The sequence below is a fragment of the Halomonas sp. N3-2A genome, assembly GCF_002216165.1.
In the GTDB taxonomy this organism is placed as follows: domain Bacteria; phylum Pseudomonadota; class Gammaproteobacteria; order Pseudomonadales; family Halomonadaceae; genus Vreelandella.
In genome coordinates, this window is sequence record NZ_CP022286.1 from 3,085,510 (window position 1) to 3,098,799 (window position 13,290).

At 54.5% G+C, this 13,290-nt stretch carries 13 protein-coding genes; 3 read left to right on the plus strand and 10 right to left on the minus strand.

Annotation, left to right across the window (positions count from 1 at the left end; translation table 11 throughout):
• Positions 1-203 precede the first annotated feature (203 nt).
• Entirely contained in the window at positions 204-2,108 is a 1,905-nt protein-coding gene (gene dnaG, locus CEK60_RS14390) for a DNA primase (RefSeq protein ID WP_089039616.1), read from the minus strand.
• Between the two features lie 178 nt (positions 2,109-2,286).
• Positions 2,287-2,502 carry a 30S ribosomal protein S21 gene (gene rpsU / locus CEK60_RS14395; RefSeq protein ID WP_007113641.1) on the minus strand — a complete coding sequence of 72 codons (216 nt, stop codon included), beginning with the start codon at positions 2,500-2,502 and terminating at the stop codon, positions 2,287-2,289.
• 220 nt (positions 2,503-2,722) lie between these two features.
• On the opposite strand from rpsU, the gene tsaD reads away from it, so the two are divergent.
• Positions 2,723-3,763, plus strand: a complete 1,041-nt coding sequence (gene tsaD / locus CEK60_RS14400; protein ID WP_089039617.1) for a tRNA (adenosine(37)-N6)-threonylcarbamoyltransferase complex transferase subunit TsaD — start codon at positions 2,723-2,725, stop codon at positions 3,761-3,763.
• A gap of 31 nt (positions 3,764-3,794) precedes the next feature.
• Here tsaD and plsY read toward each other — a convergent pair whose 3' ends face one another.
• Complete coding sequence (gene plsY, locus CEK60_RS14405) at positions 3,795-4,364, minus strand: glycerol-3-phosphate 1-O-acyltransferase PlsY (RefSeq protein ID WP_089040937.1); 570 nt, start codon at positions 4,362-4,364, stop codon at positions 3,795-3,797.
• Between the two features lie 105 nt (positions 4,365-4,469).
• On the opposite strand from plsY, the gene folB reads away from it, so the two are divergent.
• Both folB and folK read left to right on the plus strand, forming a co-directional pair.
• Complete coding sequence (gene folB / locus CEK60_RS14410) at positions 4,470-4,826, plus strand: dihydroneopterin aldolase (RefSeq protein ID WP_089039618.1); 357 nt, start codon at positions 4,470-4,472, stop codon at positions 4,824-4,826.
• Positions 4,823-5,368 (plus strand): 2-amino-4-hydroxy-6-hydroxymethyldihydropteridine diphosphokinase, encoded by a 546-nt coding sequence (folK, locus tag CEK60_RS14415; RefSeq protein WP_089039619.1) that lies wholly within the window; start codon positions 4,823-4,825, stop codon positions 5,366-5,368. Before folB ends, folK begins: the two co-directional genes overlap by 4 nt.
• A 20-nt stretch (positions 5,369-5,388) precedes the next feature.
• Here the strand turns inward: folK and CEK60_RS14420 are convergent, their stop codons facing one another.
• The 7 genes from CEK60_RS14420 to CEK60_RS14450 are packed head-to-tail and all read right to left on the minus strand — an operon-like array spanning position 5,389 to position 13,236.
• A complete protein-coding gene (locus tag CEK60_RS14420) occupies positions 5,389-6,534 on the minus strand; it encodes a polynucleotide adenylyltransferase (protein WP_089039620.1) in 1,146 nt (381 codons plus the stop codon).
• A gap of 46 nt (positions 6,535-6,580) precedes the next feature.
• Positions 6,581-7,396 carry a symmetrical bis(5'-nucleosyl)-tetraphosphatase gene (locus tag CEK60_RS14425; protein WP_089039621.1) on the minus strand — a complete coding sequence of 272 codons (816 nt, stop codon included), beginning with the start codon at positions 7,394-7,396 and terminating at the stop codon, positions 6,581-6,583.
• 22 nt (positions 7,397-7,418) lie between these two features.
• Positions 7,419-7,796: a Co2+/Mg2+ efflux protein ApaG gene (apaG, locus tag CEK60_RS14430; RefSeq protein ID WP_089039622.1), complete on the minus strand. Its 378-nt coding sequence runs from the start codon at positions 7,794-7,796 to the stop codon at positions 7,419-7,421.
• On the minus strand, positions 7,793-8,623 hold the full coding sequence (rsmA, locus tag CEK60_RS14435) for a 16S rRNA (adenine(1518)-N(6)/adenine(1519)-N(6))-dimethyltransferase RsmA (RefSeq protein WP_089039623.1): 831 nt from the start codon (positions 8,621-8,623) through the stop codon (positions 7,793-7,795). The genes apaG and rsmA overlap by 4 nt, the downstream gene beginning before the upstream one ends.
• A 26-nt stretch (positions 8,624-8,649) precedes the next feature.
• On the minus strand, positions 8,650-9,699 hold the full coding sequence (pdxA, locus tag CEK60_RS14440; RefSeq protein WP_089039624.1) for a 4-hydroxythreonine-4-phosphate dehydrogenase PdxA: 1,050 nt from the start codon (positions 9,697-9,699) through the stop codon (positions 8,650-8,652).
• Positions 9,700-9,711: 12 nt separating this feature from the next.
• Complete coding sequence (locus CEK60_RS14445) at positions 9,712-10,749, minus strand: peptidylprolyl isomerase (RefSeq protein ID WP_089039625.1); 1,038 nt, start codon at positions 10,747-10,749, stop codon at positions 9,712-9,714.
• A gap of 39 nt (positions 10,750-10,788) precedes the next feature.
• Positions 10,789-13,236 (minus strand): LPS-assembly protein LptD, encoded by a 2,448-nt coding sequence (locus CEK60_RS14450; protein WP_089039626.1) that lies wholly within the window; start codon positions 13,234-13,236, stop codon positions 10,789-10,791.
• Between the last annotated feature and the right edge of the window lie 54 nt (positions 13,237-13,290).

A 13,290-nucleotide genomic window follows, 5' to 3' on the forward strand; every position in this document is an offset into this window, starting at 1 on the left:
GAACAGTATAGCGTAAATAGCAGGAATTTTTCCAGCGAAACGTATTTGCGCGGTCATTCAGGTGTGTTAGGTTGTTCGGTTAGGCCAGCGCCTGGCGACTGACCCTTTATTTGGTGCCAACGTTAGGGAAATTCAACCCTAGCGCCTCAAACTCTACTCATTCCAAACTCTACTCATTCAAAGACAAACGCCGCAAAGCCGATTTAATGTCGTTGAACAAGTTCCATCATTAAGCTTGCCAAACGTTGCCGCTGCGCTTTATCCAGCTTTTGCCCAGAACGTTCTAAATCCAGCAACGCCTGATACTCTTCCTGAGGCGATCGCTTGCGCTGAACCTCTATTAGATGTTCAACCAACCCTGTCAGCTCAGTCTCCCGGGTTCCCTTGGGAATCAGCAACTCCCGTGACGCCAACTCAGCCAAGACCTGACCTTCATGGCTCCCCTGAAAGTGCGCCAACACCACTTGCGGGCTGCGATAACGCCCGGCACGTAGCAACTCAATCAAGTCACGGCATAGCGGTGCTTCTTCACTCTCCGGCAACCAATCCAGGGAATCCGGCAGCGACGTCACTAAACCAGGCTCATGCAACAGTAGCTGCACAATACGCGCCACGGTTGAAAGCACTTGCGGGCGAGGCGACTGAGCGCGCCCCTTTTGTGCCTTTTTACCAGCAGGCTTTGCGCTGACCAGCTGCTCCTCATGGTGCTCAAACGGCATCATGTCGGGCGACTCAAGCGGCTCCCAGTGCACGGCTTCCTGCGAAGGCGCTTTCTGCGCCTCTTTTTGCGCACTGGCGGCCGCGCGTTTATCAAGCAGCGTTTTCAGTTGCGATTGTGCCAATCCACTGCGCTTAGCTAACGCCTCCAACAGTAACGATTTGAGCATGCCTTCAGGCACTTTGTTCAATGCCTCAAGCACCTGACTTGCAAACCGCTCTCGCCCTTCCACGGTATTCAAGTCACGCCCCTGCGCTGCCTGCTCAAAAAGAAACTCAGATAGCGGCATCGCACAGGTAACGCGATCTTGAAATGCGTCGCTACCTTCACGGCGCACTAGCGTATCCGGGTCATCACCTTCCGGCAGAAACAGGAAGCGCGCTTCACGACCGTCAATCATCTGCGGTAAGGCGGTTTCCAATGCCCGGCTGGCCGCTTGACGCCCTGCACGGTCACCATCAAAGCAAAACACCACACGACTGACTAAACGAAATAGTCGGCTTAGGTGGTCTTCTGTTGTAGCCGTCCCTAAGGTTGCGACAGCGTTGTTGATACCGTACTGCGCCAGCGCCACGACATCCATGTAACCTTCAACGATGACGAGCTGCTCAAGCTTGCTTGACGCTTGGCGAGCCTCATACAATCCGTACAGCTCACGTCCTTTGTGAAAGACAGGCGTTTCTGGCGAATTCAGATACTTAGGCTGTTCATCACCCATTACCCGACCGCCAAACGCGATGGTACGCCCCCTTAAATCCCGAATGGGAAACATCACTCGATCGCGAAAGCGGTCATACGTCCGCCCCGTGTCTTCACGGTGAATTAGCAAGCCATACTCTACTTGTACAGGCTCACCAATACCTCGCGCACTCAAGTGCTGCTTCAGGGCTTCCCACCCACCAGGCGCATAGCCAATACCATAAGTACTGACAACATCTGGCGATAACCCGCGTCCTTGCAGATAACGCTGCGCTCCCTGCCCTTCCTGCATTTTTAGCCGTTCTCGATAAAAACTGGCAGCAAGTTCAAGAAGATTAACGCCCTCTTTGCGCTTTTTTTCGCGTTGCTGGGCGCGCGGATCATCGGCACCCTCACGAGGAACATCCAGCCCTAAACGACTAGCCAACTGCTCAACCGCATCGGGAAAGGGTAGTTTGTCGTATTCCATTAGAAAGCGTAGCGCATTACCGTGGGCACCACACCCAAAGCAGTGATAAAACTGTTTATCAGCGCTAACCGTAAACGATGGGGTTTTCTCTTGATGGAAAGGACATAGCCCAGAATAGTTACGCCCGGCCTTTTTAAGCTGCACACGCTCACCAACCACCTCGACCACATCAACGCGGCCTAACAGGTCATCGATAAAACGTTGTGGAATTTGGCCTGCCATGAACTGCGGGCATCCTCGCGCAAAGCGCTAGTTCGCTTGCCTAAAGTCATCAAGCAAATTGCCAGATCACCATAAACAGCGATGAAACAAAACAAAAAACAAACGGCCACCTAGTGGCGGCCGCTTGACATCCCTCTTGAGATGGCCAGCTAACTGCTCCGGCCCCCTCGGGTACGGATCAATAGAGCCGTTCGAAACGCTTTTGCTCACGCTGAATTTTCTTGGCGTGGCGTTTTACGGCAGCTGCCGCTTTGCGTTTACGCTCAGCAGTCGGCTTCTCATAGTGCTCGCGGCGGCGTACTTCAGAAAGAACACCGGCTTTTTCGCAAGAACGCTTGAAGCGACGCAGGGCGACGTCAAACGGCTCGTTATCACGTACTTTTACAGAAGGCATTAAGCACTCACCTACCTTAAGGAGTCTTGAGTTCGGATAGTACGTACACTTTTAGAATACAGTGTACGACCCAGTTTTACAGCGCACAGTAGTCTAGTCGTGGTTGGCGATCTTTGCAAATGCTTACGCGCCTTAAGCATGAGAATGCTAAACTAGGCGACTAATTAGCAGCACTGGTTTCTAACCTGCAACTTTTTAACTTACAACGAGTTCTTCAGCTATGCGCGTACTGGGCATTGAAACGTCTTGCGATGAAACGGGCGTCGCGATTTATGATACTTCGCACACTGGAGGCCGCGGCCTGCTCGCCGACGCGCTGTATAGTCAAATTGCCATGCATGCCGAGTATGGCGGCGTGGTGCCTGAACTCGCTTCTCGCGACCATACGCGCAAACTGTTGCCACTGATCGAGCAAGTATTGCACGACGCCAAGCTGACGCGTAGCGACCTAGACGGCATTGCTTACACTGCTGGCCCGGGGTTAGTCGGTGCACTCATGGTGGGTGCCAGCACAGCGCATGGTATGGCACGTGCGCTGAACATCCCGGTACTTGGCGTACACCACATGGAAGGCCACCTGTTAGCCCCTATGCTGGAAGATGACGCCCCTGACTTCCCTTTCGTAGCCTTATTGGTCTCTGGCGGACACACTCAACTTGTCGAAGTACAGGCCCTTGGACACTACCAGTTACTCGGGGAATCCGTTGATGATGCCGCGGGTGAGGCCTTCGACAAAGCGGCCAAAATGCTCGGACTTCCCTACCCCGGCGGCCCTCACGTTGCTAAGCTTGCTGAACAGGGCAACCCAAAACGCTTCCGCTTCCCACGGCCAATGACCGACCGCCCTGGCCTAGACTTCAGTTTCTCCGGCTTGAAAACCCACACGCTGACCGCTATTCGCCAATTAGAAGCTGCTGGCGAGTTAGACACCCAGGCCAAGGCTGATGTGGCGAGAGCATTTGAAGAAGCCGTAGTGGACACCCTGGTTATCAAATGTCGCCGGGCACTGGATCAAACCGGATTGAAGCGCTTAGTGGTGGCAGGTGGCGTTAGCGCTAATCAACGCCTGCGCGAACGCCTCGCGATTGAAACACAGAAACGCAACGCGCGATCTTATTACCCTCGCGGGCGCTTTTGCACCGACAATGGCGCGATGATTGCTTATGTCGGCGCCCAACGACTGGCGGCGGGTGAGCAGGATGACAACGGCATTATGAAGGCTACGCCGCGCTGGCCGTTGGACACCTTAACGCCTACTTAACACCTATAGCTCCTACATCTATAGCCCCTGACTAGCCGCGTAGATGCGGCTCTTCTCCGCGGCGCAGGCGGCGAATATTTAACCCGTGACGGGCAAGCACCAGCAGGCTGAACCCACTCACAACCACAACATAGTCAGGTGCTAGCCACGCACAAGCCAGTGGCGCGACGAATGCACTAACGAGCGATGCTGCCGCTGCCATGCGTAGCCGCCAGGCAAGCAGCATCCAGCACACCGCACTAAGCAGCGCCACGCTGGGTACCAATATCAGCAGCACGCCAAACGCACTGGCAACCGATTTACCACCGCGAAACCTATGCCATAGTGGATAGCTGTGACCTAGCAGAACAGCAAATCCAACCGCCCCTTGCAACCAAACAGGCAGCCCTAACAATTTGGCTGCCAGCACTGCAGGTGCCCCTTTTAAGGCATCGAGTAAAAGCGTGGCGACGGCTAAACGCGGCCCGTACAGGCGCAGTACGTTCGAAAACCCAGGGTTACATGATCCCCGATATCGCGGATCAGGAACACCTGCTAGCCGGCATACGCTCAGCGCCGCTAACCAGCTTCCGCTTAAGTAGCCCACCACCATCCATATCACTCCGCCCACCATCTTGACTCCTACCCAGCGTTAGATCGTACCTAGCTGTCGTTTCGCGCTATCCTCAAGTACAATCCCCCGCTTGTTGACGCTAGAGGAATAGCTGTGGATCGCATTTTGATCGAAGCGCTGGCAGTAGATACCGTCATCGGTGTGTACGACTGGGAGCGCACTATTGTTCAGTCTTTGAGCTTGGACTTATCGCTCGCAACGGATATTCGTCCCGCCGCTGCTGCAGATGATTTGAGCCTGACGCTTGATTATGCAGCCATTTGCCAGCGAATTCAGCGCTTTGCTGACGAGCACCAATTTGCTCTCGTCGAGACATTTGCCGAGCGCCTAGCTGAGTGCTTACAGCAGGAGTTTTCCATTATCTGGCTGCGCCTTACCGTACGCAAACCGGGGGCCGTTCCACAAGCCGCTAGCGTCGGTCTTGGAATCACCCGCGGCACGCTTCCATGAGCTTGGTTACTCTCAGTTTAGGCAGCAATATCGATCCGGACACTCATATCCGCCTGTGCCTAGATGCGCTCGAAGACACGTTTGGCCCCCTTCAAATATCGCGCATATTTGAAAGCGAGCCGGTAGGATTTAGCGATAATCGCAACTTTTACAACCTTGTGGTTGCCTTTGATAGCGATTGGTCGGTGGGCGAGCTTCAGGCGTGGTCTAAGCAACTCGAAATTGCCCATGGCCGCACTCCCGATATGCTTAAGTGTAGTCCTCGAGCACTGGATATTGACCTGCTCGCAGTAGGCGGTATTTGCGGCACTGTTGACGGCGTTGCCCTGCCCCGAGGGGAAATCACGCACAATGCCTTCGTTCTACAGCCGCTAGCCGAACTGCTACCCGATCAGTATCACCCTATTTATGGCTTGTCTTACGCTGCGCTATGGCAGCGCTTTGAACTGGGGAGTCAACGCTTATGGGCCATCGACTTTCATTGGCGTGGGCGCTGGGTTTCCCAGGCAGACTCTGTGCCAAAGGCGGTGTCCGCTCGCTGAGCAAAGCCTATAACCAGCCCTTAGTGCGTATCCATCAGCGCACTTGCTACTGCCTGTTGGCGGTGTTCACGTAGCGCCTTGCCTAAAGCTGCACCGCGATAACCCGCTTGCAATAGCGCTTGAGGGTCAACGCTTTGTGCAGCCTGCCACGCCCGATCCAGCGGTTCGAGCGTATTCTCTGCTAAACGCTTAATAAGTTGTAACTGTGCCTTAACCTGCGCGGGCTTTCGCCAACCATCCAAACGTTCCAGCCAGTGCAGAACGCGTTCGTCACTTAATGGCTCGGCTAAGATGTCCCTACTCAGCGCTACATGGCGCGCCAGCTGCGTCACCGCATTCGGCAATCGCAATCTTATCGCCAGCGCATCACGCTGAGCATCATTCAATACCGACACCAGCAACGCGTAGCGCCAGTGAGCCAGTGGAAGTGAACTGTCGATAGCCAGCTGTGCAACCGTCTCAAGCGCCATCGCCTCAAGCGCGTTTGCCAGCACAACGTCATCTGTTAGCTCAGACCACCAAGCAGCCAGCGCTTCGCTATCATTTAAGGCGGTGAAGTAACGGTCAGGATTTGGTTCACCCAGCGCTTTTTCGGTTTCGACCCACACTCGCTCCGCAGCAAGGTGGCTAAGCTCACCACTGCGACTTACATCTCGCATTAGTTCGAGGGTTTCAGGCGCGATGGCAAACCCTAAATGTGCATAACGGGCAAGAAAGCGTGCCGTGCGAAGTACTCGTAAGGGATCTTCACTAAATGCCGGGGACACATGGCGTAATAGCCGCTGTTCAATATCCCGCTGACCGTTAAAGGGATCGGTCAACGCACCATCAAAGCGCTGCGCAATCGCGTTGATGGTTAAATCACGTCTTGAAAGGTCTTCTTCTAAGGTCACATCAGGACTTGCGTGTACTTCAAAGCCGCCATAACCGTGGCCAGACTTTCTCTCAGTGCGCGCTAGCGCATACTCTTCGGCGGTATCAGGATGCAGGAATACCGGGAAATCGCGCCCCACTGGTTTAAAGCCCCGCTGTTGCATGACTTCTGGCGTGGCACCGACGACGACCCAATCATTATCCACTACCGGCCAGCCTAACAGCACATCGCGCACTGCCCCACCAACACGATAAACATCGAGTCCTTTGGTTTTCGCATCCACCTGAAACACGGCTATCGCCCTTTTTTCAATGTCTGGTGTTTTAATATCTCGTATTTTAATGTCTAGGCTGACGGCTAGGTACGCTGATGCGCTCACCCGATTCCATATTGAGAGCGGTTAACGACCCACCCCACACGCAACCAGTATCCAGCGCTTCAACCTTTATCTTGGCGTTCGGGGTTTGGCCCTCTAATGCCGCCCAGTGTCCGAATAACAGTTGAAGCGCATCTGCTCTTGGGTATTGAAACCAAGGGGCGAATCCGTCAGGCGCACTTTCCAAGCCTTCTTTGGCAGCGAAGTCTAGCCGACCATTAGCGTCGATAAAGCGCATGCGGGTAAATATATTGACGAGACAGCGCAAACGGTCAATCCCTTCTAGATCCTCATGGAACCGGTCAGGTTGATTACCAAATAGCTGCGTTAAAAAATCACCCGAACGCTCACTAAGCAAGGTCGTCTGCACTTCTTGACTAAACGATACCGCTTGCTCGGCGCACCACGTTGGTAATACACCGGCATGGGTCATCAGCGTATTGTTTTCATAAACTGCCAATGGCTGGCTTTGCAGCCAATCCAGCACCTGTTCGCGCTGTGGGGCCGCAAGAATATCGCTGAGGGTATCGTTTTTTTTCAGTTTGCCGCCGCCACGAGCCACCACCAACAAATGAAAATCGTGGTTACCCAGCACGCATCGAGCGGCACTACCTAACGCCTGCACTTCCTGCAAGCAAGCCAGCGAGCCAGGGCCACGATTGACCAAGTCGCCAACCAGCCAGAGTGTATCGTTTGCTGCATTGAAGCTTAGCTTTTCTAGCAAACTGACAAACTCGGCATGACAGCCGTGCAGATCACCAATGGCATAGGTGCTCATCGCTCCCCCTTTTTGAGAATGGTCAGTGAAGCTGACGCGGCACCGCTAGCCTAAAAGGGGCAATGGGCACTTCAAAAGCTCGCTGGGTGTAGGTGTTAAGCAGCGTGTAAGCGCCTTCCATAACGCCTACCGGCGTTTGCAGAATGGCTCGACTGGTGTAGCGAAAACGCTGCCCCGGGCCAATTAATGGCTGCTGGCCCACCACCCCTTTGCCACGCACCTCTTGGCTATCACCGTTACCTTGGGTAATTTTCCAGTAGCGCGCCATGAGCTGCACGCTATGAGGGCTTTGGTTATGCACCGTCACGGTGTAACTAAACACGAAGCGCGACTCACGGTCATCTGACTCGGCTGCACGGTACTCAGGCGCGACGCTAACCTCAATGGCTAGGGCACTCACGCGTCGGTACTCCCATTACCACCAAGCGCTTCGTCAGTAGCCACTTGGTTGGCAATAGTGACGTACTCTGCAACCGTCAAGGTTTGAGGACGCCGTGCAGGGTCAATGCCTAGTGCTTCTAATGTTTCTGCGCTTACCCTGCCTTTCAGGTTATTGCGCAGTGTTTTGCGCCGCTGGCCAAACGCCAGCTTGACCAGTTCAAACAGCAGCGCTGGGTCATCTGCTGTTTGGGGCAAGCTTTCGTGAGGCGTTAGCCTAACAATGGCGGAGTCAACTTTCGGCCTGGGAACAAAGGCTTCCGGCGGTACGACAAACAGCTGATCAACGTGGCAGTAATATTGCGCCATCACCGACAGGCGCCCCCAATCAGTGCTACCTGGTTCAGCGGCCAAACGCTCAACAACTTCTTTTTGCAGCATAAAGTGCATATCGGCAATCGCATTGCCCATGGTTAACAGGTGCACTATCAACGGCGTCGAGATGTTGTAAGGCAGGTTACCGACCACTCGCAGCGCAGGGCCATCCCCTTTTAGCGCGGCGAAATCAAACTTTAGCGCGTCACCCTCATGAATAACAAAGTCAGGGTAGTTAAAAAACTGCACCCTTAAGCCCGGAATCAGGTCACGGTCTAATTCAATGACTTCAAGCTTTCCTGCCGCCTCTAGCAACGGAGCAGTGAGCGCGCCTTGCCCAGGGCCAATTTCGACGAGTCGGTCGCTTTCGCGAGGCCCAATGGCACGGACAATACGCGAAATGATGCCGAGGTCACGCAGAAAGTTTTGACCAAAGCGTTTACGAGCGCGGTGCTGCTGAGGCACTTGAGACATCTAACAGTGTTCCTTGGAGGGTTGATTCATAAAGCATTTAAGCCATTGGCGCGCTGTGCGGAAAGTCGCTTTGCTAGCGCGAGAGCTACGCCTAAGCTATTGGGGTCGGCAGTACCGCGACCGGCTAAACTGAGCGCGGTACCGTGGTCTACTGAAGTACGCACCAGCGGCAAGCCAAGTGTAATATTCGCCGCCTGACCAAAGCCTGCGTATTTTAACACTGCCAACCCCTGGTCATGATACATCGCCAACACCGCATCAATGCCCGCTAAATGGCGCGGCGTGAAAAGCGTATCAGCTGGCAGCGGGCCTTGAACATCAAGGCCTTCAGCGCGCAGCGCTTTCAGCGCGGGGATAATAACATCGAGTTCTTCGCGCCCTAAATGGCCATCTTCTCCGGCATGGGGGTTTAATCCACACACCGCAATGCGCGGAGCGGCAATCCCAAACTGGTTTTTCAGATCAGTCGCAAGCAAACGGCTAATACGGGTAATTTTGTCGTAGGTAACCGCATCCGCCACGTCACGCAGCGGTAGGTGTGTGGTGACAAGTGCGACGCGTAGGTCACTGCTACCCTGCCAACGGCTCGACTGAGCATGCAGCGCTTGGTCGGTAGCCAACAACATCACGACCTCATCAACCCCACAGGCATCGCGCAGCCATTCGGTGTGGCCAGTGAAGCTAGCAAAGCCGCCTTCGATAATCACCCCTTTATGCAGCGGCGCAGTGACCATGGCCGCTGCATGCCCCTGTAGACAGGCGTCGACAGCGATTTGCAACGTCTCTAGCACATAGCCTGCATTAGCAGGATTGAGCACGCCGGGGAGCGCTGATTCGCGAAGGGTCGCGGGCCACACAACCAAACGCCCTGGCGAGGAAGTCACACTGCTTCCAGGGGCTGCTTCTATCACATCAAGAGGTAGCCCCAGCAGCGACGCACGCTGTTTTAGCAGCTGCGTATCGCCAATAGCCACCGTGTTATTCAATTGGCCATTGGCGGCCAGCATCAGTGTGATTTCTGGCCCGATGCCCGCGGGCTCTCCGGTGGTTATCAGCAGTGGCGCGCTATTGCTCATTAGATTGGCTCATTAAAGGCGAATATCGACAAAAGCCTGTTCACGCATTTCACGCTGCCACGACTGTAGCTCTTCGTTAGCACGACGCTGGAAAATGGCCTGACGAACCTGCTCACGGCGACTTTCATCCGTCACATCCTGACGGCGACGCTCTAGCACTTCAATGACGTGGTAGCCAAACTGAGAGCGCACTGGCTCAGATAGCTGGTTAGTACTTAACGACCCCATCGCTTCTTCAAAAGCTGGCACCGTTTGCCCTGGACGCACCCAACCAAGCTCGCCGCCGTTCATGGCACTACCACGGTCGTCGCTAAACTCACGAGCGACGGACGCAAAGTCTGCCCCCTGCTGTAAACGCTGGCGAGCCTGCTCAGCGCGGGCACGAGCCTGATCTTCATTGCGCGTTGGCGTTAACTCTACCAACACGTGGCGGGCACGTACTTCTTCAATGAACGCTTGTCCCTGCTGAGATGGCTGCTGGCTCAAGAAGCGTTCAACGTCACGCTCAGTCACGGTGACACGTTGACTAATTTGGCGCTGCTGTACTTGGCGCATCAGCATTTCGCGGCGTATTTCTTCACGTACGCCACCCAGGGTCATGCCATCCGCCTCCACGGCATCGGCAAACTGTTCTAGCGTCATGCCGTTAGACTCAGCAATGGAGCGCAACTGGCGATTTAGCTCCGTGTCGTCCACGCTAAGGTTGGCTTGGCGGGCCATTTGCAGCTGGATTTCATCCATCACCATGCGCTCTAGTACCTGCTGAGCCAGTTGGCTACGAGGCGGTAAGTTACCGTCCTGAGTTTGCGCCTGCTGCTCTACCTGGGCAATGCGGTCATCAAGCTCACTGCGCATGATGACGCCGTCATTAACGACAGCCACAACGCTATCCAGTATTTGCCGCTGGGTTGATTCGAAATTTTGGGCGTAAACCGACAGCGGCACAAGCGCAGCACTCGTTCCAAGGCAGAGCGCCATCATGCCGCCCGCAGAAAGCAGTTTTGCCCGCTTTTTCAAGCCATCGGTCAGCAGGGTCTTTCTGGTAGTCATAAAGAATCTCTTTCAGTCAGTCGCCATTTAACAAAATCGTTACAGCGGCGTTGGGCGGTAGCCAGGAATGGCCTGTTCAAAGTAGCCGTCAGCCTGTTGACCAACGCCACCCAGGCCACGGAATACAAAGCGTAAAAATAGCCCGCGATCATTAAAGTCATCACCCACAGGGGCGGTGTCGTTATCGTCTACCCACTCACGCCATACTAGCTGTAAGCCGTAGCAGCAGTCGTTCCATTGAACGCCTGCCAGCCGCTCAAGCGCGCGGTCATTGGTTTGATCGTGCAGATAGCGACCAATCAAATCAATCCTCGGGCTGGCTTTCCAAGCAAGTGACAGATCCCACTCTTCCCGGCTGTAATCTCTAAAGCCGTCATCACCGGGTACGACGCCTGGATCGAAACCTTCGATCTCCCAACGGTAACCAAGGTTCACTACGTGGCCAGCGGGATGGCGATAACGCGCATCAACGCTAGAGCGTTCGGTCTGTTCACGCTGATCGTCGTATAACCATTCATACCCCGTACTCCACCGATCATTAATCTGCCAATCGAGGCGCGTCACCAGCGGAGAGCGATCGCGAGTAGCTTGATAGCGACTAAGCGGATTTACACTGGGATCATCCTCTGGACGAGCAGGCAATGTGTCTGGGTCGCCCTCACTATCGATGCGACGCTCGGATAAATAAACACTTTGCCCAACCCCAAAAGTTAATCGATCCCGTCCGGTGGCGTCTTCAATAAAGCGAGATTGTACGCCAAGCGACACGCGATTGAGATCACCTAAACGATCTGCGCCAGAGAAACGATGAGGAGACCATAGCTGATCCCACGAGAACGCTCGCTCGCGGCTGTCAAAATCAGGCAGTTGTGTTTGATTAGTACGTGGAACATATGCGTAGTTCAAACGTGGCTCAAGGGTTTGGCGATAGTCTCGTCCGCTCAGCTCTAATTCACGCTCAAAAACAAGGCCACTATCTATCGATGTGACCGCCGCACTACGGCTGGGAGACGTACCTCGATCAGTGACGCGATCGCCATAATCCAACTCATAAGCGGTATGCCATAACTCGGTACGCGGCTCGATATAGCCCCAGGGTTGCTCAAAACGCCAACCGATAGCCGGGGTGAGATGCAGGCGCGTGCCGATGGCAGCTTCGCGCTCAGGCACCTGTCGCTCGTCTACATCACGCCAGAAATAGGTCGCGTTAGAGTGCCATTGTGTATAGAGACCGCCACCTAACTGCCAGTCAGAGTTCGCTGTCAAACTTGGCAGACGATAAAATGGCTTATCGGAATCACTCAGCGGATCTTCCAACCGCTGGAAGCCTTGGGCCCGGGCATCTAACTGCCAACGCTCACCGCGGTAATCTACCTGAGCGAGCCGCTCCATACTAACGCGCTCACTATTGCCAAACTCACCACCAAAATCATCGAAATAGCGCCCATCGCTAGCGGCACCATAGCGCAATTGGTAATCGCTGCGTGGCGCCAGCGTTCCTGCATGCTGTGCATCAATATACCAGCGATCATTGCCTTCGAAGCGGTTATCACCATTTTCGCTGCCGTCATCACTATTGATATATCCGCCTTCTACCGTCCCTCGGCTCTCTTCAAGCAGGTAGCGGTACTCACCATTGAGCAGCAGCCCACGGTCAGACATCCAGCGTGGTGTAATGGTGGCATCTTGATTTGGCGCTATGTTCCAGTAAAAGGGCTGTGCATAGTCAAACCCCTCATTGGAAAAGCTAATAGAAGGTGACAGCAATCCTGTATGACGGCGGTCATCAATGGGGAAGCGTAGCCAAGGCCAGTAAAAAATCGGCACGTCTTTTACTTCTAACCGTGCGTGCCGTGCGGTACCAAACCCTTTTGCTTGATCCAGCTTTATATCGCTACTAACGAGCTGCCAGCTATTGGCACCTGGATCACACGTCGTAAATGAAGCATTGTGCAGACGATATTGCTCTTCACCGGTTTGCTCTAATTGACTGGCCTGACCGCGTAAATGCTGTTCGTAAAGCACATAGTGGCTGTTGCGTAACGAGGCTCGGTCATCGTTGAGCATTAACGTGGCTTGCTCGCCGCGCACCAACGCCTGACCATTTCGTATGGCGAGATTGCCTTCTGCATCTACGCGTTGGCGGTCGGCGGGTAAATACATCTGCGCCGCCTGCAACTCTGTGTTTCCACGACGCAGTACAACATCACCGCGCAACAACGCTTCACCATCGGCGGCGTAATCGGCTTCCTGAGTCTCCACCGACAACATTTCAGGGTTATCCACCGCTGGCAAGCGGTAGTCAGGCATCACATATCGCCCTCGACACAGCTGATGCGGTGCTTCATCTTGGCTCCAGGCCTGCCAATCAAGCGCCTCGGCAGGCAGCGTCTGGCCTTGTGCCACCGCTGAAAATGAGGCGCCAGCGAGCAAACTGCCCAACAGCGTGTGCGCAACCGGTACGGTACGCGAGATTCGCTTGCCCATGTTCGTTATCCTTGGCATCCAGAATCGGTATTATACAGCCCGCATGATGCCCGA

Excerpts from the sequence above, each read along its gene's own strand:
- CEK60_RS14445 (WP_089039625.1), bottom strand. The coding sequence starts at position 10,749 with ATGACTACCAGAAAGACCCTGCTGACCGATGGCTTGAAAAAGCGGGCA.
- rpsU (WP_007113641.1), bottom strand. The coding sequence starts at position 2,502 with ATGCCTTCTGTAAAAGTACGTGATAACGAGCCGTTTGACGTCGCCCTG.
- CEK60_RS14450 (WP_089039626.1), bottom strand. The coding sequence starts at position 13,236 with ATGGGCAAGCGAATCTCGCGTACCGTACCGGTTGCGCACACGCTGTTG.
- rsmA (WP_089039623.1), bottom strand. The coding sequence starts at position 8,623 with ATGTCTCAAGTGCCTCAGCAGCACCGCGCTCGTAAACGCTTTGGTCAA.
- CEK60_RS14425 (WP_089039621.1), bottom strand. The coding sequence starts at position 7,396 with ATGAGCACCTATGCCATTGGTGATCTGCACGGCTGTCATGCCGAGTTT.
- dnaG (WP_089039616.1), bottom strand. The coding sequence starts at position 2,108 with ATGGCAGGCCAAATTCCACAACGTTTTATCGATGACCTGTTAGGCCGC.
- folK (WP_089039619.1), top strand. The coding sequence starts at position 4,823 with ATGAGCTTGGTTACTCTCAGTTTAGGCAGCAATATCGATCCGGACACT.
- pdxA (WP_089039624.1), bottom strand. The coding sequence starts at position 9,699 with ATGAGCAATAGCGCGCCACTGCTGATAACCACCGGAGAGCCCGCGGGC.
- tsaD (WP_089039617.1), top strand. The coding sequence starts at position 2,723 with ATGCGCGTACTGGGCATTGAAACGTCTTGCGATGAAACGGGCGTCGCG.